The 23,695-nt window shown below is 66.9% G+C and carries 26 protein-coding genes; 14 read left to right on the forward strand and 12 right to left on the reverse strand.

Features of this window, described 5'->3' with window-relative positions:
- Positions 1 to 26: 26 nt before the first annotated feature.
- The 6 genes from ACWGRX_RS12690 to soxY form a co-directional block, all read right to left on the reverse strand.
- Positions 27 to 356: a c-type cytochrome gene (locus tag ACWGRX_RS12690; protein WP_291635933.1), complete on the reverse strand. Its 330-nt coding sequence runs from the start codon at positions 354 to 356 to the stop codon at positions 27 to 29.
- Entirely contained in the window at positions 356 to 1,081 is a 726-nt protein-coding gene (locus ACWGRX_RS12695; RefSeq protein ID WP_291635935.1) for a c-type cytochrome, read from the reverse strand. The genes ACWGRX_RS12690 and ACWGRX_RS12695 overlap by 1 nt, the downstream gene beginning before the upstream one ends.
- The gene (soxC, locus tag ACWGRX_RS12700; RefSeq protein WP_291646882.1) at positions 1,065 to 2,342 is read right to left on the reverse strand and encodes a sulfite dehydrogenase; all 1,278 of its coding nucleotides are present in this window, start codon (positions 2,340 to 2,342) and stop codon (positions 1,065 to 1,067) included. The genes ACWGRX_RS12695 and soxC overlap by 17 nt, the downstream gene beginning before the upstream one ends.
- Before the next feature lie 47 nt (positions 2,343 to 2,389).
- Positions 2,390 to 4,087 carry a thiosulfohydrolase SoxB gene (gene soxB / locus ACWGRX_RS12705; protein ID WP_452117816.1) on the reverse strand — a complete coding sequence of 566 codons (1,698 nt, stop codon included), beginning with the start codon at positions 4,085 to 4,087 and terminating at the stop codon, positions 2,390 to 2,392.
- A 155-nt stretch (positions 4,088 to 4,242) separates the two neighbouring features.
- Positions 4,243 to 4,572 (reverse strand): thiosulfate oxidation carrier complex protein SoxZ, encoded by a 330-nt coding sequence (gene soxZ / locus ACWGRX_RS12710; protein WP_452117817.1) that lies wholly within the window; start codon positions 4,570 to 4,572, stop codon positions 4,243 to 4,245.
- 52 nt (positions 4,573 to 4,624) lie between these two features.
- Positions 4,625 to 5,080 (reverse strand): thiosulfate oxidation carrier protein SoxY, encoded by a 456-nt coding sequence (gene soxY / locus ACWGRX_RS12715; RefSeq protein WP_291635942.1) that lies wholly within the window; start codon positions 5,078 to 5,080, stop codon positions 4,625 to 4,627.
- Between the two features lie 214 nt (positions 5,081 to 5,294).
- Between soxY and soxA the strand changes: the two genes are divergently transcribed.
- The gene (soxA, locus tag ACWGRX_RS12720) at positions 5,295 to 6,086 is read left to right on the forward strand and encodes a sulfur oxidation c-type cytochrome SoxA (protein WP_452117950.1); all 792 of its coding nucleotides are present in this window, start codon (positions 5,295 to 5,297) and stop codon (positions 6,084 to 6,086) included.
- Between the two features lie 14 nt (positions 6,087 to 6,100).
- Positions 6,101 to 6,706, forward strand: coding sequence for a sulfur oxidation c-type cytochrome SoxX (gene soxX / locus ACWGRX_RS12725; RefSeq protein ID WP_452117951.1), 606 nt, complete (start codon positions 6,101 to 6,103; stop codon positions 6,704 to 6,706).
- A 91-nt stretch (positions 6,707 to 6,797) separates the two neighbouring features.
- Here the strand turns inward: soxX and ACWGRX_RS12730 are convergent, their stop codons facing one another.
- Together ACWGRX_RS12730 and ACWGRX_RS12735 are read right to left on the reverse strand one after the other, a co-directional pair.
- Positions 6,798 to 7,370, reverse strand: a complete 573-nt coding sequence (locus tag ACWGRX_RS12730) for a SoxW family protein (RefSeq protein WP_452117818.1) — start codon at positions 7,368 to 7,370, stop codon at positions 6,798 to 6,800.
- Positions 7,371 to 7,380: 10 nt separating this feature from the next.
- The gene (locus tag ACWGRX_RS12735) at positions 7,381 to 8,091 is read right to left on the reverse strand and encodes a cytochrome c biogenesis CcdA family protein (RefSeq protein WP_291647041.1); all 711 of its coding nucleotides are present in this window, start codon (positions 8,089 to 8,091) and stop codon (positions 7,381 to 7,383) included.
- Positions 8,092 to 8,172: 81 nt separating this feature from the next.
- Between ACWGRX_RS12735 and ACWGRX_RS12740 the strand changes: the two genes are divergently transcribed.
- The 5 genes from ACWGRX_RS12740 to ACWGRX_RS12760 all read left to right on the forward strand — a co-directional run bounded on the left by ACWGRX_RS12740 (position 8,173) and on the right by ACWGRX_RS12760 (position 11,235).
- On the forward strand, positions 8,173 to 8,583 hold the full coding sequence (locus tag ACWGRX_RS12740) for a hypothetical protein (protein WP_452117819.1): 411 nt from the start codon (positions 8,173 to 8,175) through the stop codon (positions 8,581 to 8,583).
- Positions 8,580 to 8,957 carry an ArsR/SmtB family transcription factor gene (locus tag ACWGRX_RS12745; protein ID WP_291635949.1) on the forward strand — a complete coding sequence of 126 codons (378 nt, stop codon included), beginning with the start codon at positions 8,580 to 8,582 and terminating at the stop codon, positions 8,955 to 8,957. Before ACWGRX_RS12740 ends, ACWGRX_RS12745 begins: the two co-directional genes overlap by 4 nt.
- Before the next feature lie 35 nt (positions 8,958 to 8,992).
- Positions 8,993 to 10,069, forward strand: coding sequence for a YeeE/YedE family protein (locus tag ACWGRX_RS12750; RefSeq protein ID WP_452117820.1), 1,077 nt, complete (start codon positions 8,993 to 8,995; stop codon positions 10,067 to 10,069).
- A gap of 277 nt (positions 10,070 to 10,346) precedes the next feature.
- Complete coding sequence (locus ACWGRX_RS12755; RefSeq protein ID WP_291635953.1) at positions 10,347 to 10,568, forward strand: YgaP family membrane protein; 222 nt, start codon at positions 10,347 to 10,349, stop codon at positions 10,566 to 10,568.
- A 40-nt stretch (positions 10,569 to 10,608) separates the two neighbouring features.
- Positions 10,609 to 11,235 carry a rhodanese-like domain-containing protein gene (locus ACWGRX_RS12760; protein ID WP_452117821.1) on the forward strand — a complete coding sequence of 209 codons (627 nt, stop codon included), beginning with the start codon at positions 10,609 to 10,611 and terminating at the stop codon, positions 11,233 to 11,235.
- A gap of 51 nt (positions 11,236 to 11,286) precedes the next feature.
- On the opposite strand, the gene ACWGRX_RS12765 is transcribed toward ACWGRX_RS12760, so the two are convergent.
- Complete coding sequence (locus ACWGRX_RS12765; RefSeq protein WP_452117822.1) at positions 11,287 to 12,189, reverse strand: MBL fold metallo-hydrolase; 903 nt, start codon at positions 12,187 to 12,189, stop codon at positions 11,287 to 11,289.
- 217 nt (positions 12,190 to 12,406) lie between these two features.
- Here ACWGRX_RS12765 and ybaK point away from each other — a divergent pair, with 217 nt between their 5' ends.
- From ybaK to ACWGRX_RS12790, 5 genes are all read left to right on the forward strand, one after another.
- Positions 12,407 to 12,880, forward strand: a complete 474-nt coding sequence (ybaK, locus tag ACWGRX_RS12770; RefSeq protein ID WP_452117823.1) for a Cys-tRNA(Pro) deacylase — start codon at positions 12,407 to 12,409, stop codon at positions 12,878 to 12,880.
- Positions 12,881 to 13,050: 170 nt separating this feature from the next.
- A complete protein-coding gene (locus ACWGRX_RS12775) occupies positions 13,051 to 14,040 on the forward strand; it encodes a TRAP transporter substrate-binding protein (protein WP_291635961.1) in 990 nt (329 codons plus the stop codon).
- A gap of 93 nt (positions 14,041 to 14,133) precedes the next feature.
- Entirely contained in the window at positions 14,134 to 14,637 is a 504-nt protein-coding gene (locus ACWGRX_RS12780) for a TRAP transporter small permease (protein ID WP_452117824.1), read from the forward strand.
- On the forward strand, positions 14,634 to 15,920 hold the full coding sequence (locus tag ACWGRX_RS12785; RefSeq protein ID WP_452117825.1) for a TRAP transporter large permease: 1,287 nt from the start codon (positions 14,634 to 14,636) through the stop codon (positions 15,918 to 15,920). The genes ACWGRX_RS12780 and ACWGRX_RS12785 overlap by 4 nt, the downstream gene beginning before the upstream one ends.
- 27 nt (positions 15,921 to 15,947) lie before the next feature.
- Positions 15,948 to 17,192 carry a Zn-dependent hydrolase gene (locus tag ACWGRX_RS12790; protein ID WP_452117826.1) on the forward strand — a complete coding sequence of 415 codons (1,245 nt, stop codon included), beginning with the start codon at positions 15,948 to 15,950 and terminating at the stop codon, positions 17,190 to 17,192.
- Between the two features lie 180 nt (positions 17,193 to 17,372).
- Here ACWGRX_RS12790 and ACWGRX_RS12795 read toward each other — a convergent pair whose 3' ends face one another.
- Positions 17,373 to 18,410, reverse strand: coding sequence for an L-idonate 5-dehydrogenase (locus tag ACWGRX_RS12795; RefSeq protein WP_452117827.1), 1,038 nt, complete (start codon positions 18,408 to 18,410; stop codon positions 17,373 to 17,375).
- A 113-nt stretch (positions 18,411 to 18,523) separates the two neighbouring features.
- Between ACWGRX_RS12795 and ACWGRX_RS12800 the strand changes: the two genes are divergently transcribed.
- Entirely contained in the window at positions 18,524 to 19,291 is a 768-nt protein-coding gene (locus ACWGRX_RS12800; protein WP_327522189.1) for an SDR family oxidoreductase, read from the forward strand.
- A gap of 18 nt (positions 19,292 to 19,309) precedes the next feature.
- Here the strand turns inward: ACWGRX_RS12800 and ACWGRX_RS12805 are convergent, their stop codons facing one another.
- Positions 19,310 to 20,050, reverse strand: coding sequence for a haloacid dehalogenase type II (locus tag ACWGRX_RS12805; RefSeq protein WP_452117828.1), 741 nt, complete (start codon positions 20,048 to 20,050; stop codon positions 19,310 to 19,312).
- A 103-nt stretch (positions 20,051 to 20,153) separates the two neighbouring features.
- Here ACWGRX_RS12805 and gpmI point away from each other — a divergent pair, with 103 nt between their 5' ends.
- Positions 20,154 to 21,668: a 2,3-bisphosphoglycerate-independent phosphoglycerate mutase gene (gpmI, locus tag ACWGRX_RS12810; protein WP_452117829.1), complete on the forward strand. Its 1,515-nt coding sequence runs from the start codon at positions 20,154 to 20,156 to the stop codon at positions 21,666 to 21,668.
- A 69-nt stretch (positions 21,669 to 21,737) separates the two neighbouring features.
- On the opposite strand, the gene ACWGRX_RS12815 is transcribed toward gpmI, so the two are convergent.
- Entirely contained in the window at positions 21,738 to 23,687 is a 1,950-nt protein-coding gene (locus ACWGRX_RS12815) for an FUSC family protein (protein WP_452117830.1), read from the reverse strand.
- Between the last annotated feature and the right edge of the window lie 8 nt (positions 23,688 to 23,695).

Here is a 23,695-nt window from a genome sequence, read left to right on the forward strand (position 1 = left end):
CCCAGCCGCGGCGCGCAATCGCACGCTCAACGGCTCGGCTTCAGGCTTTCATAATAGGCGGCGAGCGCATCCATCTCCTCGCGCGTCAGGCGTCCGGCGATGGTCTGCATCACCTGGTTGTCGCGCTGCTTGTCGCGATAGGTGATCATCAGCGCGATGAACTGGTCGGCCGGGTGGCCGATAATGGCCGGGATGCCGCCGACCTGCCGGCCGCTGCTCTGATGGCAGGTCGTGCATTCGGAGGAGAGATATTCTCCCAGGGCCTTGTCGCCTGTGGCGCTGGCCGGACCGGCCGACAGCGCGAGCGCCGTCGCGACCGAGCCGAGCCAGGCCGGAACCGGAAAGGTGCCCGCCATCAGTCGACCTTCGGCGCCGATTTCGAATCGGGCGTCACGTCCAGGACCACGGCGCGCCCCGTGATCTTCGCCTCGGTCTTGCAGTTCGTCATGCAGGGCTCCTTGCCCCAGAACGCCTTCTCGGTGGTCTCGCGATCATCGTCGTAGAATGCGGCGGCGTTGGGCAGCTTCACCGAGGTGAAGTTCTTGTCCGTGAGCTCGAACTCCTCATCCTTCACGATGTCGTTCAGGTAGAGCAGATAGGCCGTCAGGGCGTAGATCTCGTCGGGGCTCAACGACTGGGCGTTGCCATAGGGCATGGCGCGCCGGATGTAGTCGTACACCGTCGAGAGATCGGGCCAGAACGAGCCGATGGTCTTCTCGGGCCGGTCGGCCTTGAGCGAGCCCTGGCCGCCGGCGAGCACCGGCCAGCGGCCATTGCCCTGGCCGAACTCGCCATGGCAGCTCGCACATTGCGCCTGGAAGATCTCGTCGCCCTGCTTCACCGTGCCCTTGCCGGGCGGCAGGCCCTTGCCATCGGGACGCACGGCGATGTCCCAGGCCTTGATTTCCTCCGGCAGAGCCGGGCGGCCGAGGCCGAGCGCCGGCGTCTTGGCGGGCGAGGCGTGAGCAGGCGTGGCGGCAGGAGCCTGCGGTTTGGCGGTCTGGGCGATCAGCGGGCCGGCGCCGATAATGGCGAGACCGGCCAGGCCTGCGAGGAGAACCGGCTTAAGCGATCTCGACATTCTCGGTCTCCCCGTTCGCCTTCACATGCCAGGTCTGGATGCCGTTATTGTGGTAGATGGAGTTGACGCCCCGGACCTTGCGCAGTTCCTCCTTGGTCGGCTGAACATAGCCGGTGGAATCGATGGCCCGCGACTGGATCAGCAGCTCCTGGCCGGCCCAGTCGAAATCGACATAGAAGCGGGTCAGCGACTTATCGAGCACGGGCCCGTCGATCCTGGCCGATTGCCAGTTCCTGCCACCGTCGAGCGTGACGTCGACGCGCTTGATCGTGCCGCGCCCCGACCAGGCGAGGCCGGTGAGGACGTTGCGGCCCTTGTGCTTGAGCGGGGCCTGCGGCGAGGGATTGGTCACCACCGACTTGGCGTCCATGATGAAGGTGTAGCGGCGCGAGCGGCCATCGGCGAGCAGGTCGGTGTATTTCGAGGTCTCCTCGCGGGCCTGCCAGGGCATGTCGCCGACCTCGATCCGGCGCAGCCACTTCACCCAGATATTGCCTTCCCAGCCGGGCACCACGGCGCGCAGCGGGTAGCCCTGCTCGGGGCGCAGCGCCTCGCCGTTCATGGCGAAGGCGATCAGCACGTCGTCGAGTGCCTTCATCACCGGCAGGGAGCGGTTCATGCCGGAGGAATCGGCGCCTTCGAGCATCAGCCATTTGGCATTGGGCTTGAGCCCGGCCTCGGCGAGCAGCAGCTTCAGCGGCACGCCGGTGTACATGACGTTATGGATCATGCCGTGGGTGAACTGGCAGCCATTGAGCTGCGCCCCGCGCCATTCCATGCCGGAATTGGCGGCGCATTCCAGGAAGTGGACATGGTTCTGGCGTGGCATGCGCCTGAGGTCTTCCATGGTGAAGACCAGCGGCTTTTCGACCAGCCCATGGATCATCAGCCGGTGATTGGCCGGATCGATATCGGCGATGCCGCCATGATGGCGCTCGAAGCACAGCCCGGAAGGGGTGATGATGCCGTCGAGCTCGTGCAGCGGCGTGAAGTTGACCGAGGATTCGGGAGAGGCCGTCAGCCAGGAGACGTCGCGGCGCATGACATGCTTCTCGAAGCGCGAGGGCGTGCCATAGGGGCGCTTGTCGACGCCTTCGCCGAGATAGCGGTTCCAGTCCTGGACCTCGGTGATCAGCGGATCGGGAGCGGGCGCCTGGGCGCGCGCGGGCAGAGTGCTGGCGGCTAGGCCCGCGCCGGCCACCCCGGCTGCGCCGAGGAAGCGGCGGCGGCTGAGCGGCCCGGCCTGGTTTTCAGAGCTCATGGGCATACGTCCTGGTTGGGCGAGGGCAGGCGGCTCGAAAGACCGCGTCAGGCCCCGGTGACTTTGACGGCGTCGTTCGGCTTGATGGTGATCGTCTTGGTCGCGGCGACATGGTCGCGGACCACGTCCCAGATCGGCGGCCCCTGCGTGCCTTCGTTGACGCTGGCCCAGCCGGAGACGACGTATTTCTTCGCGGCCTCGATCGGCTGGCCGGACTTCAGATGCGTCAGGCCGGAGATGCGGCTGCCCATCGGCTTGCCGACATCGATCGCGTAGCCCATGCCGCCGACCCGGACCATGTCGCCGCCGCCCTGGAAATAGGGGTCCGGGTGGAAGATGTTGTCGGCGACGTCCTCGAGGATCTCCTTGAGCTGGGCGCCGGTCATCTCCATGCGGTAGCAGTTGGGATAGGTGATCGCGGTGGCGTTGGTGACCGCCTCCCAGGTGATGGCGTCGCCCGGCAGCAGGCTGCCGCCCCAGCGGAAGCCCGGCGAGAGCGCGATCTCGGCGTCGCGTTGGCTCAGCATCGCGTCGCAGATCAGATCGTCGAAGGAGCCGTTGAAATTGCCGCGCCGGTAGAGCAGCGACTCCGTCCGGCCGATCTCCCTGGCGAGATCGGCGGCGTAGGGCTCGCGGACCTTCCTGATCAGCGCCGCCATCTCGGCATCCGGGGCGATGGCGTCGGAGAAGACCGGCATCAGCTTGAAGCGGATATCGGAGACCTTGCCGTCCTTCACCGCGATGTCGAGCCGCGACAGGAATTTGCCATGCGAGCCGGAGGCGACGAGCACGGTGTCGCCGACGCGGATCATGCCCGGCATCGCATCATGGGTGTGGGCGGTCAGGATGATGTCGAGGCCCTTGACCCGCGAAGCCAGCTTCTTGTCGACGTCGAAGCCGTCATGGGAGAGCAGCACGACGATGGCGGCGCCCTCGGCGCGGGCTTCCTCGACCTGCTTCTGGATTTCCTCCTCGCGGATGCCGAACTCCCAGTCCGGGAACATCCAGCGCGGATTGGCGATCGCGGTCCGGGGCAGGGCCTGGCCGATCACGGCGATCTTGACGCCGCCCCTCTCGAAGACCTTGCGCGGCGGGAAGACCGGCTCGTTCCATTCCTTGTCGCGGATGTTCTGGGCAAGGAAGGCGAAGGAGGCGCTCTCGGCGATCTCCTTGACGCGCTCGGCCCCGAGGGTGAACTCCCAATGGCCGACCATGGCGTCGGTCTTCAGCGCCGACATCACCTCCACCATGTCCTGGCCCTTGCTCTGGAGCGAGCTCCAGCTGCCCTGCCAGGTGTCGCCGCCGTCGAGCAGCAGCACCTTGTCGTCGCCGCGCTCGGCCCGGATCGCCTTGGCGAGGGTCGCGACGCGGTCGAGCCCGCCCATCCGGCCATAGGTCCTGGCCAGGCTGGTGAAATCATCGGAGGTCAGCGCGAAGGCGTCGGCCGAGCCGGCGGCGATCTTGAAATGCGCACGGAACTCGGCATCGACGAGATGCGGAGGCTGGCCCTTGGCCGGGCCGACGCCGAGATTGACCGAGGGCTCGCGGAAATGCAGCGGCATCAGCTGGGCGTGGATGTCGGTGACATAGAGAAGCGTCACCGTGCCCAGCGGGTCGAAGCGCAGGATATCGGCCTGGGAGAGCTTCTGCTGCGCGGCTGCCCGGCCGAGCGGGCCGAGGCCGGAGGCCGTGGCAATCGCCGCCGCGGCCGCCGTGGCCTGAAGGAATTCGCGTCTCGAGATCATGACTCATCCTTTGGATGCGCGCACATCGCGATCCATGGGCTCTTCAAGTGGCGCTTGGGCCGTCATTGCGAGGAGCGAGGCGACGAAGCAATCCAGGAGCGACAGAGCTCTGAGAGACTGGATTGCTTCGCTAGCGCTCGCAATGACGAGAGGGCTCAGCCGACCGTCAGCTTGTTCTTGGCGGTGTATTCGGAGCCGTCATCATCCTTCCAGGTGAAGGTGAACTCGCCGGATTCCGTCGCCTTGAAGAAGAAGGACTGGTAGGGGTTGGCGGAAATCGCCGGCTGCCAGTCGGCCGAGAAGACCGGCTTGCCGTTGAAGCTCGCGCTGAACTTGTTCAGGATCTTGCGCGGGATCGTCTTGCCCTGCGAATCCTTGCGCTGGCCCGATTCCATCTCGTGCGAAATCAGGGTCTTGATCTCGATCAGCTCGCCGGCGGCGGCCTTGGCCGGCACGCGCACGCGCGGGGTGGGCTTGGTGGTCATGGGGGCATCCTCACCTTGAAGCGTCGTTGTTCTCGTTGAAGCGGCGGCGAAATCAGCCGCCGCAGCCGCCGATCGTGACCTTGATGTTGGCTTTTGCCATGTGCAGCGAGCCGTTCGACATCTCGGCGACGCAGATGATGTTCTGGGTCTGGGCGAGGCGCATGCGGGTGGCGGCCGAGGCCTTGCCGCAGGCCGGCGTGAACGTGTAGCTCACAATGCCCGGCAGCGGGTTGCCGTCGGCATAGATGTGGACGGCCTTGACGTAGTCGGCCTCGGTCATCGGGCTCTCGACCTCGACGTTCACGGGCACGACCAAGCCGTTCTCGGCGATCTCAGGCACGTCGAGCTTGATCTTGCCTTCGCCCAGCTTCTTGTCGCCGTAGAGCTTCTTGATCTCGGCCTCGACGGCCTTCTCATCGGCGAAGGCGAGGCGCGAGCCCAGCAGGCTGGCGAAGGCGGCAATGGCGCCGGCCGTGATCGTGCTGCGGCGCGTAAGCCCTGAAGACATCGGGTTTCCTCCTTTGAAATGTTCTTGTTTCGCTCTTGACGGCGGGGCCGGCTCGCGATCATTCTCACGTATCGTGATATTGTTTTTTGTGAATGTAAAGCCCCTCCAAAGAGAGAGGCGTACAGCACGGGCCGCGAAAACGCGGTTGCGAGAGGGAACGAAAGGGCAAGGGATGAAGCTCCCCATGATCGGGGCGGCCGTGCTGGCTGCCGCCATGACAATGGCCGCAGGCCATCTGACCGCGCAGTCGCCACCGCTCGACGATAGCGAAAAGGAAATCGAGCGCTATCGCCAGATGCTGTCGGACCCGTTCTCCAATCCGGGCTTCCTGGCGGTCGACCGCGGCGAGGTGCTCTGGGCGGAGAAACGCGGCACTAAGAACGCTTCGCTGGAGGCCTGCGATCTCGGCGAGGGGCCGGGCAAGCTCGAAGGCGCCTTTGCCAAGCTGCCGCGCTATTTCGCCGATGCCGACAAGGTGATGGACACCGAGCAGCGCCTGCTCTGGTGCATGGACAAGCTCCAGGGCCTCGACACCAAGGAGGTGGTGATGCGGCGCTTCTCCGGCCCGGCCCGGGCTTCCGACATGGAGGATCTCGTCGCCTTCATCGCCAACAAGTCGAGCGATATGAAGATCCAGCCGCAGCTTTCCCATGCCAAGGAAAAGGAGATGGCGGCGGTCGGCGAAGCACTGTTCTACACCCGCGGCGGCGTCAACGATTTCTCCTGCGCCACCTGCCATGCCGAGGAAGGCAAGCGCATCCGCCTGCAGGGGCTGCCGAACCTTTCGGTGAAGGGAAAGCCCGCGCAGGAGACGATGGCTTCCTGGCCGACCTATCGCGTCTCGCAGAGCGCGCTGCGCACCATGCAGCACCGGCTCTGGGACTGCTATCGCCAGCAGCGCTGGCCGGTGCCCGGCTATGGCACCGACGCGCTGACCGCTCTCACCGTCTTCCTGCAGAAGCAGGCCGAAGGCGGCGAGATCAAGGTTCCGTCGATCAAGCGCTGAAGGGGCACGACATGATGAAGCACATCTTCGCCGGTGCCGCGCTGCTGCTTTCGGCCGGCGCGGCACTTGCCGACGAGCGGCCGAGCCAGGCCGTGATCGACGCTTACCTTGCCGCGACCTTCGGCAAGGCGCCGCCGGAATGGCAGGCCCGGATCAAGCCGGACGAGTCGCTCGCCGTCTGCAACACGACCCGCAACAGCCCGTCCTCGGCGCAGTCCGAGGCGATGTTGAAGCGCGAATCGGCGCGCGTCTCCTATCCCGCCGACGGAAAATTCCTCGGCGACTGGAAGAAGGGCTATCAGGTCGCCAATAACGGGCGCGGCGGCCAGTTCTCCGACGCGCCGAACACCGTCTCCGGCGGCAACTGCTTCGCATGCCACCAGCTCGACCCGAAAGAGGTCAGCTATGGCACGCTCGGCCCGAGTCTCGCCGCCTATGGCAAGGACCGGAAATACGATCCGGAGACGATCAAGGACGCCTATACCAAGATCTACAACTCGATGGCGGTGGTGCCCTGCTCGAACATGCCGCGCTTCGGCATCAACAAGGTGCTCGACGAGCAGCAGATCAAGGATGTGATGGCCTATCTGTTCGACCCGGAATCGCCGGTGAACAAGTAGCGACAAAGGTGCAGGCGGGGGCGATCCGCTCTTGCGGCCGGGAAGACGGTGAAGGCGGGTCGCATCTGCGGCCCGCCTTCTTCGTTTCGGCTCAGCCCGACTTCACCGGATTACGCTTCAGCCAGTCGGGGAAGGGCGCGCTGTCATAACCCTTCTCGCGGACATAGCGGAACATCGCCAGGAATTGCGGCGGCTCGAGCAGGCCGGGCATGCGTGCGACCTCGCGGGCTTGTGGCTTGCGATCCTTCAGCCCGTCCGCATGTTCGGGCAGGAACTGGATCGTCGGGGTGAATCTGACCCCGTAGCGCTCGCCGAGCTGCTTCTCGCCGAGCTTGCCGCCGTCGAAATCGGTGACCTCGCGCGCGCCGATATGGTTGAGGTGCAGCACCTCGAAATTCGCCTTGATGTAGCCTTCGATGGCGGGGTCGGCGAGATGGACCTCGTGCATGCGGCGGCAGGCCGGGCAGCCCTTCAGCCCCCACATGATGGCGAGCCGCTTGCCGTTGGCGGTCGCGCCCTGCAGGTCCTCGGCGAGGTCGAGGAAGCTCTCGAGATACCAGTCGAGATGGTAGAGCCCGTCCTCGCCCAGGATGGCGGCGGCCGCCGCCGGTTTGGCGAGCGTTGCCGCGAGGGCGGTGCCCAGCAGGATTCTGCGCGTCAGCATCAGCCTCTCCCTATCCGATCGTGCCGAGGGCCGGAAATGTCTGGAGCAGCCAGCCGGCCAGCACCGGCATGGTGCCGGTCATGAACAGCAGGCCGGTGACGACGAGGGCCGCGCCCATGGTCTTCTCGACCACCGGCATGTGGCGGCGGAACCGCGCCATCAGATTGAGGAACGGGCCGGCAAACACGGCCGCGAGCAGGAAGGGCACGCCGATCCCCAGCGAATAGGCGGCGAGCAGGGTGGCGCCGCGGGCAGCGGTCCCTTCCGCCCCGGCGACCATCAGCACCGTCGCCAGCACCGGCCCGACGCAAGGGGTCCAGCCGAAGGCGAAGGCGAGGCCGACGAGATAGGCTCCGATCATGCTCGCCGGCTTGCGCTCGGTCTGGAAGCGCGCCTCGCGATAGAGCAGGGGGATCCGCAGCCAGCCGAGGAAATGCAGGCCCATGATCAGGATCAGCGCGCCGGCGATGATCGAAAGCGTTTCGAAATAGGCGGTGACGACGGTGCCGATGGTCGAAGCGGTGGCGCCGAGCGCAACGAAGACGGTGGTGAAGCCGAGCACGAAGGCGCCGGCCATCATCACGATCCGGCGCGACTGGCGGGCCTCGAGCCTGCCGCTGGAACCGGATAATTCGCCGATGCCGACCCCGGCCAGGAAGCAGAGATAGGGCGGCACCAAAGGCAGCACGCAGGGGCTGAGGAAGGAGAGCAGCCCGGCCATGAAGGCACCTGCGATCGAGATGTCGAACACGCCCTGATCCTGCCTCTGGTTTATATATCTGAATACGACTATGTTAACGGGATGAATGCAACCGCCAATGTCATGCGTGCTTTGCTTGTCGCCTCTGCGCTGCTGCTGCCGGCCATGGCGGCGCGCGGCGCGGAGCTCCTGATGTTCGAGCGCGCGGGCTGCGTCTGGTGCGAGCGCTGGGACCGCGAGGTCGCCCCTGGCTACGACAATACGGCGGAGGGGCGGGCGGCACCGCTGCGGCGGATCGACCTCGGCAAGGGCGGCGCGCCTGAGACTGGCCTCGCCAAGCCGGTGCGCTACACGCCGACCTTCGTGCTGGTTTCTGAGGGGCGCGAGATCGGCCGGATCACCGGCTATCTCAGCAACGACACGTTCTGGGGTTTGCTTGGCAAGATGCTAGCTGACATAGAAAAGACGATAGAGCGAACGAGCGGCCTGTCCGCGACAATGGAAAAGCAATGAGCGCGATCGTTTCCAAGGCTCTCGAGACCGAGCTGCGCGACGGCGAGGAGTTCTCGCCCGAGCTCGATGTCCTGATGCGCAAGGCGCGCAAGGCGAGCGATTTCCTCAAGGCGCTCTCGCATGAGAACCGCTTGCTCCTGCTCTGCCTGCTCGCAGAACGCGAGCGCACGGTGACCGAGCTGGAGCATATCCTTTCGCTGCGTCAGCCCATGGTGTCTCAGCAATTGGCGCGGCTGCGGCTCGACCAGCTGGTGACGACGCGAAGGGATGGCAAGGCGATCTATTACAGCCTCGCCAACGACGATGTCAGGCGCGTGATCTCGGTGATCTACGACATTTTCTGCGGACCGCAGAAGCCGGCGAAAGAGGATTGACGACCAAAATGGTTCCCTCGCCTGTGCGCTGAGCCGTGGCGCCGCTCTCCCCTTGGGCTGTGACGCTGGTCGGCGTCGGGATCGGCGCCGCATGCGGCTTCACCGTGCGACGGGCGCGACTCTGCTCTTTCGGGGCGGTCGAGGATTTCTGGATCGGCGGCGATACCCGCCGGCTGCGGATATTCGGGCTGGCGCTCGCCATTGCGCTGTTCGGCACGCAGCTGATGATCTGGCGCGGCGATCTCTCGCCCGCGTTCTCGACCTATGTGCCGGGCGCGCTCGCCTGGTTCTCGATCCTCCTCGGCAGCACCTTGTTCGGCATCGGCATGGCGCTGGTCGGCACCTGCAGCTTCGGCTCGCTGATCCGGCTCGGTGCCGGCGATCTGCGCAGCCTGATCGTGATGATGGTCTTCGGCGCAGTGGCCTATGCGACGCTGCGCGGCATCCTGGCGCCGTTGCGGATCGACGTTCTGGAGCAGGTTGCGGTCGCCGTGCCGGGCTCGGTCCAGGGCGATCTGCCCTCGGTGCTGGAATGGCTGGGGCTCGGGGATCTGCGGCTCGCGCTCGGCATCGTTGCGCCGGCCTTGCTGATCGGCGCGGTCGTGATCGACCGGCGGCTGCGGCGCTCGCCACGCCTGTTGCTCGCGGGGGCGACGCTCGGGCTCGGTGTGGTCCTGGGGTGGTGGGCGACCGGAGTCGCCATCGACGAGTTCGCCCTCAACCCGCGCACGCAGAGCCTGACCTTCGTGTCGCCGGTCGGCCGCGCGCTCTATGCGGTGCTGACCACCCCGGTCGGGCTGTTCGATTTCGGCGTCGGCACGATCGTCGGCGTGATCTGCGGTTCCTTCGTCTCGGCGCTGTTCGACGCGGAGTTCCGCTGGGAGGCCTTCGACGACCATTACGAGATGCGCCGGCATCTCCTCGGCGCGGCGTTGATGGGTGGTGGCGGCGTGCTCGCCGGCGGCTGCACGATCGGGCAAGGCATCTCGGCGGGCTCGATGATGGCGCTGTCCTGGCCGCTGGCGATCGGCGGCATGATGATCGGCGCCAGACTCGGCATCGCCTTCCTGATGGAAGGTTCGATCCGTAACCTCTTCATCTTCCGGCGCTGAGCGGAGCACGTTCGGCGTAACCCTGCGGCGATACGCGCCAGCAGTGCATTCCAGGCGGCTGAAAGCTGCGGCGATCCGGCGCGCCGTGCTGGCGACATGCAGGGCGGAGGGCCCGAAAGTCCGGAAATCGCTGTCTTGTTTGATCGACATCATCGAACGGCTGCTCGATGGCTCGCACAATCATGGTCACGGACCAGCCATGCCGCATAGCGGCCCTATTGACATCCTATAATTCATATATATGAATATAAATATGTTATAACCATGGAGCGGGTCGATGAATGTCGGTGTCCTTGATCGCTGGGTGCGTTTCGTCGTCGGTATCGTGCTTGTCATGGCGGCCTTCGTCTCGCCGCTCGCCGAACTGGTCGCCGGCTGGGGCGCCTGGAAATACGCGCTGACGGTCTGGGGGGTGGTCATGCTGGCGACGGCGCTGTTCCGCTTCTGCCCGGCCTACACGCTGCTCGGCATCCGCACCTGCCCGCACCAGCCGCGCTGAGCGGCGCGGGCATAGCCGAGAACCGGTGAGGGATATCCGCATGAAACGCGAGATCGCCATCCTGTCGGCCATCGTCATGGCCGCCGCAATCTCTTCCGCCTCGGCGCAGGCTCCAGCTGCCCCCGGCGCCGCGCCGGCGGCAGCCTCGGCCCAGGCTCAGGCCACCATCCCCAAGGCCAAGCAGACCTCGCTCGGCCTCTATATGCGGCCGCGCGAGGCGGCCGAGACGATGAGCCGGGAGGGGGCACGCACCTTGTTCGTCGATGTGCGGACCCGGGCGGAGATGATGTTCACCGGCTGGGCACCGATGATCGACGGTCACGTCCCCTTCGTCGAGGTCACCGAGTTCTGGGACTGGGACGACAAGGAAGGGCGCTACAAGCTCGATGCCAACCCGGTCTTCAGCCGAGACGTCGAGCGGCTGCTGGCCGCCAAGGGCCTCACCAAGAACGATCGCGTCATCCTGATGTGCCGCTCCGGCGACCGTTCGGCCCGCGCCGTCGACAAGCTGGCAGAAGCCGGGTTCACCCAGGTCTACAGCCAGTATGAGGGCTTCGAGGGGGATGCTTCCCCTTACGGCCAGCGCACGGTCAATGGCTGGAAGAATGCCGGGCTGGCCTGGACCTACAAGCCCGACAAGGCGAAGTTCTACGCTGCGGGACGCTGAATTCGGGCGGCGCGCCGGCGAGACCGGCGTTGCCGCATGGTCCCGTCGTGCTCAGCCGCCAGAGACGAAGCGATAGGCGTTGCCGTCGCGCTCGACGCGGCCGATGGCGCCATCGAGATGATAGCCGATCACCCGCGCCTTCTCGTTCGCGGCGCGGTCGAGCAGCCTGCGCCGAGTGGCGACGGCGAGATCGGGGTCATGGTCGGAGGCCGGACGCCATTCCGGATGGGCGAAGGAGGCGATCCTGTGCGTCAGCGCATCGCCGAGAACGAAGACCGGGCCGCTCGCATCCTTGAGCTCAAAGGAGACGTGGCCGGGTGTATGGCCGGCCGTGTCGAAGGCGGCGACGCCCGGCACCCATTCCGAGCCGGCATCGTGCAGCTCCAGCGATTCTCCGAGCGCCTTGACGATGCGCTGCGCCCCGGCGGCGAAAGCGTGCCGGTCCTCGGGCAGCTTCTCGTAGACCTTGGCGTCGGTCCAGAAGGCGACCTCGCGCTTGTCGGCATGCCAGCGGGCGTTCGGAAAGAGCGGCGTGTCGAAATCGTCGAGCGCCCCCCAGAAATGGTCGGGGTGGAGATGGGTGAAGAGCACATGGGTGACGCTGTCGGGCGCGATGCCGGCGGATTCCAGGCTGGCGGCGAGCTTGCCGGTTCCAGGCAGGAAGTTGGCGCCCGAGCCGCAATCGAAAACGACGACCTGATCGCCCTGCCTGAAGCAGGTGACGTTGAGCACGCTGACGGTCGGGCCGCTCGCCTTGGTCGCCTGGGCAATCGCGTCGAGCGGGACATCGCGCGCCAGCATCGATTGCGGCATCTCGAAGCTACCGTCGCTGAGGATCGAGATCGCCCGCTCGCCCTGTTTGGCCGTGGCGACCACCTGGGAAACGGCGCCCGAAGCGGAGCCGGCCAGTGCAGCGGCCGTGCCGCCGAGCAGGATGTCGCGACGGTTCAGCATATGACCTCCCCATGATCTTGTTAGATGTATCTTTATCTTTGAATATATCGCCTTTCCGGAGGCGAGCAAGTCAGGCTGCGGCCCTTGTCGCCGGGCGAGCTGCGTCCGGTTGGCTTCCGGCCCGCAGCCGGCCGCATTGACGTTGCTCCGGCCACGGAAGATGGTCCGCGCCGCATCGGAAGGCTGTGGCCGCGGCGGCTGCGCCCTGGAGGCTGGAATGTCGAAGGCGACACGGGCGACGAAAGTGCTGGAGCAGGCGGGCGTCGCCTTCACCGTCCACAGCTATGATTACGATCCCGGGGCCGACAAGGTCGGCCTGCAGGCGGCGGAGGCGCTGGGCGAGCCGCCGCAGCGCGTGCTCAAGACGCTGATGGCGCTGGTCGACGGCAAGCCGGTCTGTGTGATCCTGCCCTCCGATCGCGAAGTCTCGATGAAGAAGCTCGCCGCGGCCTTCGGCGGCAAGTCGGCCCAGATGATGAAGCCGCCCGAGGCCGAGCGGCTGACCGGCTACAAGGTCGGCGGAATCAGTCCTTTCGGCCAGATCCGCCGGATTGCGACCGCGCTCGAGGAGCAGGCGCTGGTGCATGAGCTGGTCTATCTCAATGGCGGCCAGCGCGGATTGCAGCTTAGGATGCGGCCGACCGATCTGGTCTCGGCGCTGAACGCCATCACGGCGCCGGTGATCGCCTGAAGCAGCCGAAATCCGCGCTGTCCCAGCCCCATACGGGGGGAGCGGATAGCTGCGCGCCGGGCTTGAGCACGGCCCGGATGCCAAGCATAGCCAATATCTATTTGCCAGCCACGCCCGTGCCTCAAACAATCACGGGCATATCTAGAAAACCGCATAGAGGGGTAAGAACCATGAAATTCGTCGGAATGACCGCGTTGGCGAAGGTCGCCGCGGTCCTCGGCTGTTTCGCCGCCGTGCCGGCCATGGCGCAGAACAAGGTCCAGATCCGGCTCGGCCATGTGCTGGCCGAGAGCCACAGCTGGAATGTCGCGGCCAAGGGCTTCGCCGAGGACGTCGCCAAGGCGACTGAGGGGCGCGTCACCATCCAGGTCTTCCCGTCGGGCCAGCTCGGCACCGAGAAGGACGTCGTCGAAGGCCTGCAGATCGGCACCATGCAGGGCGGCGTCATCGGCAGCGGCTCCTTCCAGCCGATCGAGCCGCGCATGGGCATCGTCGAGCTTCCCTATGCCTGGCCGACCCGCGAGAAGGCCTTCGCTGCCTTCGACGGCGAGATGGGCACCGAGCTCGCCAAACTGCTCGCGGCCAAGAACATCGTCGTGCTGTCCTGGTGGGAGAACGGCTATCGCCACATCACCACCAAGAAGGCGCCGGTCAACAAGCCGGAAGACCTGAAGGGCGTGAAGATCCGCGTGACGCCCGACAAGGTCCGGCTCGACACCTTCCGCGCCCTCGGCGCCGAGCCGGCACCGCTGGCCTTCGGCGAGCTCTATTCGGCGCTGCAGCAGGGCGTGTTCGACGCGCAGGAGAACCCGCTCTCGATCATCGATTCCTCGTCCTTCGCGGACGTCCAGAAATACGCCGCCCTGACCGGCCATGTCTGGGGTGCCGCCTGCCTCGTCGTCAGCAAGCGGATCTGGGATCAGGTCGGTCCGGCCGACAAGGAGGCCGTGCTGGCCGCCGCCGCGAAATGGCGCGACGAGCAGCGCAAGATGGTCACCGCCTCCGACCAGCAGCTGGTCGAGAAGCTGACCGCCAAGGGCATGACCGTCAACAAGGTCGATCCGACGCCGTTCATCGCCGCGGTCCAGCCGGTCTGGAAGTCGCAGGAGGCCGTTTATGGCCCGGCCCTGATGGCGCTGCTCGACAAGTACCGCAAGTAAGTCCGCAATCGCGGACCGGCAGGACGCCGCCAGGCGAAGGCCTGGCGGCGTCTCGCCTTCCGGCGATCCCATTCCCGCCGAGGAGAGGCTCTCATGACCCCCGACTCATCGCCTGCCGCGTCAAAAGGCGCGCTCGCCCGTGTGGTCGACCTTGTCGACCGGCTGACGTTGGGCGTGTCCTCCCTCGGCGTCGCGCTCTTCAGCGCCGTCGTGGTCTATGTCGCCCTCGGGCGCTATGTTTTCGGCACCACGCCCTATTGGTCCGAGGAGCTGCCGCGCAGCCTGCTGATCTGGAGCGTCTTCATCGGCCTCGTGCCGGCGACGGTGCGTGCCAGCCATCTCAATGCCGGCCTCTTGCCCCTGCTGGTGCGCAATGAACGCCGGCGGCGCGGGCTGGAGCTGGTTGCCCGGCTGTTGACGGCGCTGTTCTTCGTCATCCTCGCCTATACCGGCTGGCAGCTCACCGAAGCCGGCCTCGACAGCCTGACGACCGCGCTGCAGATCCCCAATGCCGTAGTCTACGTCGCGCTGCCGATCGGAGCCGGCCTCTCGGCCATCGTCATCCTTCTGCCCCTGTTCAAGGAGCGCGCCCCGTGACGCTCGGACTTGCCCTGCTGCTCGCCAGCTTCACCGTGCTGGTGGCGCTGGACGCACCGATCGCGGTCGCGCTCGGCCTCGCCTCTGTCGTCTATCTGCTCGTATCCGATCTTGCGCCGCTGATCGTCGTGGCGCAGCGCGTCATCGCCGGCATCGATTCCTTTACCCTGCTCGCGATCCCGCTCTTCCTGCTCGCCGGCCTTTTGCTGCTGCACGGCGATCTGACGCCGCGCATCATCCGGCTCTGCAGCGCCCTGGTCGGGCGCGCCCGCGGCGGACTCGCCATCGTGATGGTGATGGGCTGCATGCTGTTCGGCGCGCTGTCCGGCTCCGGCGTCGCCGATGTCGTGGCGATCGGCACGATGATGCTGCCGGCGATGAAGGAGCGCGGCTACGATACCGGCTTCTCCTGCTCGCTGCTCGGCTGCGCCGGTTCGCTCGGCACGGTGATTCCGCCCAGCATCGTGCTGATCGTCTACGGCACCGCGACCAACACCTCGATCGGCGCGCTCTTCGTCGCGGCCATCATCCCCGGCATTCTGACCGGCCTCGGCCTGATGATCGTCGCCTATATCATCGCACGCCGGAACGACTGGCGCGGCGGCGAGGCCTTCAACTGGGGCGAACTCTGGCTGGCGCTGAAGGATTCCGCGCTTGCTCTGCTCGGCCCGGTGATCATCATCGGTGGCATTCGCGGCGGCATCTTCACGGCGACGGAAGCCGCCGGAATCGGCGTGCTCTATGCGCTGGTCGTTGGCGGGCTGGTCTATCGCAAACTCACCGTCCCGCTGGTCTGGAATCTGGTGAAGCAGACGGCGGAAGGCTCGGCCTCGATCCTGTTCGTCATCGCCTGCGCCAGCATCTTCGGCTGGATCCTGGCGGCCGAGCAGGTGCCGCAGCTGATCGTCAACGCGATCTCCTCGGCGACCAGCAGCGCTACTGTCGCACTCCTCATGATGATGGCCGTGCTGCTGGTCCTCGGCACCTTCATGGAGACGATTGCGATCATCCTGATCCTGGCGCCTGTCTTCATCCCGATCCTGCGCGCCTACCAGATCGACCCGGTGTTCTTCGGCGTGCTGCTGACGGTGAACCTCGCCATCGGCGCCAACACGCCGCCGCTCGGCATCGACCTGATGGCAGCCTGCCGGGTCGGCGGCATCCCGATGTCGGCCTCGTTCCGCTATCTGCTGCCGTTCATCGGCTCGATGGTGGCGGTGCTGCTGCTGATGGTGCTGTTCCCCGGCATCGTGCTCGGCCCGGCGCGACTGTTCGGCCACTGAGAATTTCGAGATAGTCAGGAGAGTGTGATGGCACTGCCAGCGTCTGCGCGCGTCGATATCGAGCGCTATTGGGCGACCCTCGAGCGTTCGGCCGAGATCGGCCTCGGGCGGCCGGGCGGCCTCTCGCGTCTCGCGCTCGGCGATGCCGACAAGCAGATGCGCGACGAATTCGTCGGCTGGTGCCGCGAGGCCGGGCTGACGGTCCGCATCGACGGCATGGGCAATATCTTCGCCCGCCGCTCTGGCCTCGACGACAGCCTGCCGCCGGTGGTGATGGGCAGCCATCTCGACACCCAGGTCAATGGCGGCCGCTTCGACGGCATCGCCGGCGTGCTCGGCGGGCTCGAGGTCTGCCGGGCGCTCGACGCGCTCGGCCACCGCACCCGTCGGCCGCTCGAAGTGGTCAACTGGACCAATGAGGAAGGCAGCCGCTTCTCGCCGCCGATGGTCGGCTCCGGCTGCTTCGTCGGCGCCTACGGGCTCGACTGGGCGCGCGAGCGCCGCGACGACGACGGCAAGTCGATCGGCGAGGAGCTGGCGCGGATCGGCTATCTCGGCGAGATGGAAGAGAAGCCGCACGCCTTCGATGCCTATTTCGAGTTCCATATCGAGCAGGGCTATTATCTCGATCGCGACGGCATGCAGGTCGGTGTCGTCACCGGCGGCTTCCCGAGCACCGGCATGCTGGTCGAGTTCCGCGGCGAGACCGCCCATACCGGTCCCTGGCCGATGGAGCGGCGTAAGAACGCGCTGATCGCCGGCGCGCGCCTGCTGGTCGCCGTCGACGAGCTCGGCTGGGAATATGCCGGCAGCGGCGGCAAGGCGACGGCGGCGCGGCTGATCGCCTGGCCGAACAAGCCCGGCATTCTCTCCGACTGGGCCCAGACCGTCTGTGACGTCCGCCATCCCGACCCGGAAACCGCGCTGGTGATGGCCGAGCGGATGCGCCGTGCGGTCGGCGAGGCAGCTGCGCGGGCAGGCTGCACTGCCGAAATCCTCGACGTCTGGAACTGGGGTGGGGCGATCTTCGCACCGGAGCTGGTCGACCAGGTGCGCAGCGCCTCGCTGGCCATGGGTTACCGGACGCAGGATATCCTGAGCCAGGCCGGGCACGACGCCTATTTCGTCGCGCGCCATGCGCCGACGACGATGATCTTCGCGCCCTGCAAGGGCGGCATCACCCACAACAATGAGGAAAACTGCGACCGGGACGATCTCGAGCCCGGCCTCAATGTGCTGCTCCAGGCGGTGGTCGCGCGCGCCGACCGCTAGAGCCTCGGTCCGAAAAGCGGAGTCCGCTTTTCGGATGAATACGGTGCCATGAGACAGAGATGGATCGCCGTGCGTCCGGAAGGACATGCGGCGATCTGAGTTCGTTGTCGCTCCCGCCGCATGGTCATTCCGGCCCCGAGGGCTCGAGCCGGAATGCCGCGCTTCTCGGGGCAAGCCTCCTCAGTCGAAGGCGAGCTGCACCTTCATCGCCTTCGACTTGTCGGCGGCGAGGTCGAAGGCCTCGACGGCACGCGCGATCGGGATCGAGGCGGTGAGCAGCGGCGAGAGGTCGATCCGGCCCGATGCGATCAGCGCCACCGCCCAGTCGAATTCCTCATGGAAGCGGAAGGAGCCGCGCAGCTCGAACTCCTTGGCGACGACGACGTTCATCGGCAGGGTGAAATTGCCGCCGACGCCGATCTGCACGATGACGCCACCGGGGCGGACGACATCGAAGGCGCCAGTCAGGGCGTGCTGGTTGCCGGAGGCCTCGAACATCACGTCGAAGCTGCCCTTGTCGGCGCCGTAGTCGGCCTTGAGCCGGTCCGGCTCGGACATGACGTTGATCGCGGTGGTCGCGCCCATCTTGAGGGCGATCGGCAGCGGTCCGTCGACCACGTCGGTGACGACGATCTCGCCGGCGCCGGCGGCGCGGACCGCGACGACGGTCAGCACGCCGATCGGCCCCGAGCCGGTGACCAGCACGCGCTTGCCGAGCAGCGGGCCGGCGCGCTTGGCTGCATGCAGGCAGACCGCGAGTGGCTCGGCGAAGGCCGCTTGCGCTGCGCCGATATGGGCGGGGAGCTTCACCGCCTGGCGCTCCTCGATGACCAACTGCTCGCGGAAGCCGCCCTGGACATGGGGAAAGCGCATGGCGCTGCCATAGAACAGCATATCGAGGCAGTGCTGCTGTTGGCCGGTCTGGCAATAGCGGCAGCGCCCGCAGGAGCGGCTCGGATTGACCGCGACGAGATCGCCTGGAGCGACGCGCGAGACCTCGGCGCCGACCGCCTCGACGATGCCGGCGATCTCGTGGCCGAGGATCATCGGCTCACGCACGCGGATCGTGCCGAAACCGCCATGCAGGTAGTAATGCAGGTCGGAGCCGCAGATGCCGCCCGCCTTGATCCGCACGCGCACATCAAGCGGGCCGAGCTCGGGAGTCCTGGTCTCCTCGACGCGGAGATCCTTCTCGGCATGAATGACGACGGCGCGCATGGAAGCTCTCCCTGGGGGACCAGCGGCTATGCGGTCCCGGCGATTGTCTAATCGTTTTAAAACGCTTACCCAAGCCGGGACGAGGTGCCAAGCCACGAGACCGGGAGGATAGGATGTCGCTCAATCTGTTCAAGCTCGATGGGCGTATCGCCCTGGTCACGGGCTCCGGCCAGGGCATCGGCCTCGCCATGGCCGAGGGCTTGGCGGCGGCCGGAGCGCATGTCGTCCTGAACGGACGCGACAAGGCCAAGCTCGAGGCGGCGCAGGGCGCGATCGCCGCCGCCGGGCACAAGGTTTCCATCGCTCCTTTCGACGTCACCGACCAGAAGGCGGTCGAGGCCGGCGTCGCGGCGATCGAGGCCGAAATCGGGCCGATCGACATCCTGATCAACAATGCCGGCACGCAGAAGCGCGGCGCCTTCGTCGACTTCCCGGCGGAGGACTGGCATTTCCTCGTCGCCACCAACCTGCACTCGGTGTTCTACGTCACTCAGGCGGTGGCGAAGCGCATGGCGCCGCGCAATCGCGGCAAGATCGTCAGCATCGGCTCGGTGATGAGCAAGCTCGGTCGGCCGACCATCGTGCCCTATACCGCGACCAAGGGCGCGGTCGCGCTGATGACGCAGGGCCTCGCCGCCGAGCTCGGCAAGCACAACATCCAGGTCAACGCGATCGGCCCAGGCTATATCGTCACCGAGCTCAACAAGGCCCTGATCGCCGACGAGACCTTCTCGAACTGGGTCAAGAGCCGCACGCCGGTCGGGCGCTGGGGTGAGACCAGAGAGCTGATCGGCGCGGCGATCTTCCTGTCCTCGGAAGCCTCGGATTATGTCAGCGGCCATCTGCTGATGGTCGATGGCGGCCTGACCAGCGTGGTGTGAGCGGGCGCAGCAGCGCCGTCAGCGCCGCGCAGCCACATAGGGCACGAGCTCCGTCAGCGCCGAAATGGTGAGATCGGCGGGCTCGCCGAGCTGTTCCGGCTGCATGCGCAGCGCCTTGAACATCGCCGCCGGGCCGATCGCGCCGCTCGTGAGTTCGGCACGCAGCGCGGCGGGCGTGATCCGCTCGATGCGGGCGACGGTGAGGCCATAGGCCTTGGCGCCAGCGATGTCGAAGCCGTTGGAGGAGACGAACAGGATCTCCTCGCGGGAGAGGTCGAGCCTGTCCTCGACGAGGCGGTAGCCGCGCGGATCGGGCTTGTAGGCCCTGATCTCGTCGACGCTGATCACCGTCTCAAGCAGGCCGTCGATCCCCGCCTGCCTGGTGAGGTTGGTCAGCATGGACGGGCTGCCATTGGAGAAGATGGCGAGCCGTGTCGGCGCGAGGCCTTTCAGCGCGTCCAGCGCTTCCGGGTAGAGGGCGAGCGCGTCATAGGCGGCGGCGATGCGGACGATGAGCTCGGGCGTCGCTTCGAGCCCGAGCGTCTTCAGCGTGAAGTCGAGCGATGCCCGGGTGACGCTCCAGAAATCCTCGTAGCGGCCCATCAGCGAGCGCAGCCAGGTGTATTCGAGCTGCTTCAGCCGCCAGATCTGGGTGATCGTGCCGCCATGGCCGGGAAAGGCCGCCTCGGTCAGTCCGGCGACGGACTGCACATCGAAGAGCGTGCCATAGGCATCGAACACCACTGCCTTGATCGTCATACGCGCTCTCCTCCCTCCGCTTGCGCCACCTTAGCGCTCGCCTTGGCCGCGCGGAGCGTGATATCCGCACAAGCACCTTTTCGCAGATGCACAGGTTGCCAAGATGTCCAGCCGTCCCGTCATGCTGATGATCCTCGATGGCTGGGGCTGGCGCGACGACGCGAACAACAATGCGGTTCGTCTGGCGAAGACGCCGAATTTTGACCGGTTCTGGACGTCCTCGCCGCATGCCTTCCTGCGCACCAGCGGGCTCGATGTCGGCCTGCCCGAGGGCCAGATGGGTAATTCCGAGGTCGGCCATCTCAATCTCGGCGCCGGGCGCGTCGTGATGCAGGATCTGCCGCGCATCAACCAGGCGATCACCGACGGCACGCTGAAGCAGGCGCTCGCGGCGAGCGGCCTCGTCGCGAAGCTGAAGGCGAGCGGCGGCACCTGCCATCTCATCGGTCTGGTCTCGCCCGGCGGCGTGCATGCCCATCAGGACCATGCCGTGGCGCTGGCGAAGCTGCTGGTCGAGGCCGGCATTCCGGCCGTGATCCATGTCTTCACCGATGGCCGCGATACGCCGCCGCGTTCGGCCGGTGACTATGTCGCGGCGCTTCAGGCGGCCTTGCCGGAGCAGGTCAAGGTCGCGACCCTGTCCGGGCGCTATTACGCCATGGACCGCGACAACCGCTGGGAGCGGGTCGAACTCGCCTGGAAGGCGATGGCGCTCGGCGAGGGCGAACAGATGCCCGGCGCGGCCGCGGCGATCGAGGCGGCCTATGCCGCCAATGTCAGCGACGAATTCATCAAGCCGGCGGTGATCGCGGGATTCGGCGGCATGAAGGATGGTGACGGACTGCTCAGCTTCAATTTCCGGGCCGACCGCATCCGCGAAATTCTCGCGCCGCTGCTCTTCGCCGAGTTCAGCGGATTCCCGCGGCCGAAGGCGCCGAAGCTCGTCGCTGCGGTCGGCATGACCTCCTACAGTTCCGAGCTCGATCCGCTGATGCCGGCGCTGTTTTCCCCGCAGAGCCTGGCGAACGGGCTCGGCGAGACCGTCGCCAGGGCGGGGCTGAAGCAGATCCGCTTCGCCGAGACCGAGAAGTACCCGCACGTCACCTATTTCTTCAATGGCGGGCGCGAGGAGCCTTATGAAGGCGAGGCGCGCAGCATGACGCCGTCGCCCAAGGTCGCGACCTATGACCTCCAGCCGGAGATGTCGGCGCCGGAGCTGACGGAGAAGGTGGTCGCCGCCATCGAGAGCGGGACCTATGACCTGTTCGTGCTGAACTTCGCCAATCCCGACATGGTCGGCCATACCGGCGTGCTCTCGGCCGCGGTCAAGGCGGTCGAGACCGTCGATGCCGGCCTCGGCAAGATCGCGGACGCGATCCTCGCCAAGGGCGGCGCGCTCTTCGTGACGGCCGACCACGGCAATTGCGAGCTGATGGTCGATCCGGTGACCGGCAATCCGCATACCGCCCACACCACCTTCCCGGTGCCGGCGATGGTGATCGGCAGCGGTGCCAAGGCGCTGGCCGAGGGGCGCCTCGCCGATGTCGCGCCGACGCTGCTCGCCTTGCTCGGACTGAAGCAGCCGGCGGAGATGACGGGCTCGTCGCTGCTGCGCTGAAGGCCTGGATCGCCGCGCCTCCGTTCGGCCGCAGTCACGGTGATCTATCTCATTGTTATCGCATCGGAATCAGCCGGGAGTACCGGCCGCCGTATCCGGGTGGCCGCCCTGATCCTGGAAGAATGAAGCCTGGGCAGCGAGGGCGCGGCTCGCAGCGCGCAGCGATTCCGCCTCGCCGCGCCCTGCCTCGTCGAGGCGGCTCGCGAGTTCGTCCAGGGCCTGCACCGCTCTGCCGGGCTGCTCTGCCGCATTGGCGATGCGCGCCAGTGCCAGCCTGATCGCGTGCGCCGTGGCCGGGGCGAGATCGGTTTCCGCTAGCATGGCGCGCAGGCGCAGCACCGCCATGCCGACCGCGAACACGGCGATGCCGCCATCCTCCTGCGTGCCCGTCCGCTCGCCCGCCTGTTGCGACAGGCGCACCAGCCGCAGCAGCCGGTGATTGAGCCGGGCCCGCCAGGTCGCGGCGCGCAGCGCCGCCTCGGGCGCGCTACAGAGATCCTGCAACTCCCTCAGCATCATGCCGGCGAGCACCTGCAGGCGCTGGCGTGCATCGGTCGGGAAGATGGTGCGGAAGGCGATCAGGGTCAGGAGCGGCGCCGACACGACGGCGAGCGCGGTGAAGACGGTGCCGGCGAGATCCCCCTTGAGCGGCAAGGCGGGCTGCGACAGCAGCAGCAGGGCCATGCAATAGTCGATCGAGCCGAGCATCGTGCGGCGATGGGCCATCGGCAGGGCGCCGAGCATGATGAAGGGCATCAGCATCAGGACGAGCTCGAGCTCGCTCGTCGCATGCGGCCAGACCAGCCAGCGGCAGGCGAGCGCTGCGAGGGCGCCGCAGGCCTGGCCGACCAGCACCTTGCGCATGATCAGCGCCGGGTTCTCCCAGGTCGAGAACAGCGTCACCATCACCGAAGTTCCGAGCAGCAGCAACGCGCCTGCCTGCCAGCCGGTGACCACCCAGAGCGTGCCCAGCCCCAGCATGATGCCGCCGGCGCGCAGGGCGGCCTGCCGGGCGCCGACCCAGTCGCGATGCAGGATGACCGGATGCTCGATGCGCGCCGGTCGGATTTCGCCGTCGCTGACGCCGATCCGCTCCTTCGCGGCGGCCTCCAGGCGCAGGATCGCATCCCGCAGGGGCGGGTGCTCGCTCGCGAGATCGGCCGCCTGTTCGAGCAGGGGCAGAATCTCGGTAACCGGCGCCGCGCCTTCCAGGGCGTCGGCCGCCTGTTCGAGCAGTTTTCCGACCGGCTCGACGCGCAGCGTTTCCGGCGCGGTCCTGAGCCAGACCAGGGCCGAGACCAGCGCCGAGATCAGGCTGCGTATGCTGCGGGCCGAGCGGCGCGAGCGGAGCGAGCCGGCGCCGTGAGGTTCGAGCGCCTCGTCGAGCAAGGCGAGCTGTCGCAAGGTCTGCCGCTGCTCCTCGGCGCCGGGCCGCGTCCCCGAAAGCAGGCTCGTGAGCTGCCGCAGCACGCGGATGGCCAGTTGCCGCGCTTCGCCGGCGACGGCGTCCTCGCCCTCCTTCGGTGCGAAGAGAAGCCCGACGACCAGGGCCGTTACGATCCCGGTCAGCACGGTCAGCAACCGGTCCACAGCCAGAAGGAGAACATGGTCGGGGTGGCCGATGTCGAGCAGCACCACCATTGCCGCCGAGAAACCGGCGATGAGGGCGCCATAGGAGACGAAGCCGCGCAGCAGATTGCCGGCAAAGGCGCAGAGCCCGACCCAGAGCGCCAGCCCGAGCATGACCGGCAGCGGCAGGCCGCCGGAAAGCAGCATCAGGACGACGCCGACCGCCGTGCCGGAGAGCGTGCCGACGCCGCGGAAGAAGGCCTTTTCCAGGAGCATGTTGCGGGCCGGCTGGGCCGAGGCGAAGACGGTCATCGCCGACCATTGCGGGTGCTCAAGCCCGAGCGCCCAGGCGGCCAGCAGCGCGAGGCAGGCGGCGAAGCAGGTGCGCAGCGTGAAGCCGAGGCGCCCGGTGTCGAAACCGAGCCTGGCGAGGGCGGGAAGCGGGTTCATGTGAGTTT

Source organism: Allobosea sp. NPDC055594, from assembly GCF_053618995.1.

Bases quoted from the DNA above. Each gene is read 5' to 3' on its own strand.
- ACWGRX_RS12690 (WP_291635933.1), bottom strand. From the start codon at position 356: ATGGCGGGCACCTTTCCGGTTCCGGCCTGGCTCGGCTCGGTCGCGACG.
- ACWGRX_RS12695 (WP_291635935.1), bottom strand. From the start codon at position 1,081: ATGTCGAGATCGCTTAAGCCGGTTCTCCTCGCAGGCCTGGCCGGTCTC.
- soxC (WP_291646882.1), bottom strand. From the start codon at position 2,342: ATGAGCTCTGAAAACCAGGCCGGGCCGCTCAGCCGCCGCCGCTTCCTC.
- soxB (WP_452117816.1), bottom strand. From the start codon at position 4,087: ATGATCTCGAGACGCGAATTCCTTCAGGCCACGGCGGCCGCGGCGGCG.
- soxZ (WP_452117817.1), bottom strand. From the start codon at position 4,572: ATGACCACCAAGCCCACCCCGCGCGTGCGCGTGCCGGCCAAGGCCGCC.
- soxY (WP_291635942.1), bottom strand. From the start codon at position 5,080: ATGTCTTCAGGGCTTACGCGCCGCAGCACGATCACGGCCGGCGCCATT.
- soxA (WP_452117950.1), top strand. From the start codon at position 5,295: ATGACAATGGCCGCAGGCCATCTGACCGCGCAGTCGCCACCGCTCGAC.
- soxX (WP_452117951.1), top strand. From the start codon at position 6,101: ATGAAGCACATCTTCGCCGGTGCCGCGCTGCTGCTTTCGGCCGGCGCG.
- ACWGRX_RS12730 (WP_452117818.1), bottom strand. From the start codon at position 7,370: ATGCTGACGCGCAGAATCCTGCTGGGCACCGCCCTCGCGGCAACGCTC.
- ACWGRX_RS12735 (WP_291647041.1), bottom strand. From the start codon at position 8,091: ATGGCCGGGCTGCTCTCCTTCCTCAGCCCCTGCGTGCTGCCTTTGGTG.
- ACWGRX_RS12740 (WP_452117819.1), top strand. From the start codon at position 8,173: ATGAATGCAACCGCCAATGTCATGCGTGCTTTGCTTGTCGCCTCTGCG.
- ACWGRX_RS12745 (WP_291635949.1), top strand. From the start codon at position 8,580: ATGAGCGCGATCGTTTCCAAGGCTCTCGAGACCGAGCTGCGCGACGGC.
- ACWGRX_RS12755 (WP_291635953.1), top strand. From the start codon at position 10,347: ATGAATGTCGGTGTCCTTGATCGCTGGGTGCGTTTCGTCGTCGGTATC.
- ACWGRX_RS12760 (WP_452117821.1), top strand. From the start codon at position 10,609: ATGAAACGCGAGATCGCCATCCTGTCGGCCATCGTCATGGCCGCCGCA.
- ACWGRX_RS12765 (WP_452117822.1), bottom strand. From the start codon at position 12,189: ATGCTGAACCGTCGCGACATCCTGCTCGGCGGCACGGCCGCTGCACTG.
- ybaK (WP_452117823.1), top strand. From the start codon at position 12,407: ATGTCGAAGGCGACACGGGCGACGAAAGTGCTGGAGCAGGCGGGCGTC.
- ACWGRX_RS12775 (WP_291635961.1), top strand. From the start codon at position 13,051: ATGAAATTCGTCGGAATGACCGCGTTGGCGAAGGTCGCCGCGGTCCTC.
- ACWGRX_RS12780 (WP_452117824.1), top strand. From the start codon at position 14,134: ATGACCCCCGACTCATCGCCTGCCGCGTCAAAAGGCGCGCTCGCCCGT.
- ACWGRX_RS12790 (WP_452117826.1), top strand. From the start codon at position 15,948: ATGGCACTGCCAGCGTCTGCGCGCGTCGATATCGAGCGCTATTGGGCG.
- ACWGRX_RS12795 (WP_452117827.1), bottom strand. From the start codon at position 18,410: ATGCGCGCCGTCGTCATTCATGCCGAGAAGGATCTCCGCGTCGAGGAG.
- ACWGRX_RS12800 (WP_327522189.1), top strand. From the start codon at position 18,524: ATGTCGCTCAATCTGTTCAAGCTCGATGGGCGTATCGCCCTGGTCACG.
- ACWGRX_RS12805 (WP_452117828.1), bottom strand. From the start codon at position 20,050: ATGACGATCAAGGCAGTGGTGTTCGATGCCTATGGCACGCTCTTCGAT.
- gpmI (WP_452117829.1), top strand. From the start codon at position 20,154: ATGTCCAGCCGTCCCGTCATGCTGATGATCCTCGATGGCTGGGGCTGG.
- ACWGRX_RS12815 (WP_452117830.1), bottom strand. From the start codon at position 23,687: ATGAACCCGCTTCCCGCCCTCGCCAGGCTCGGTTTCGACACCGGGCGC.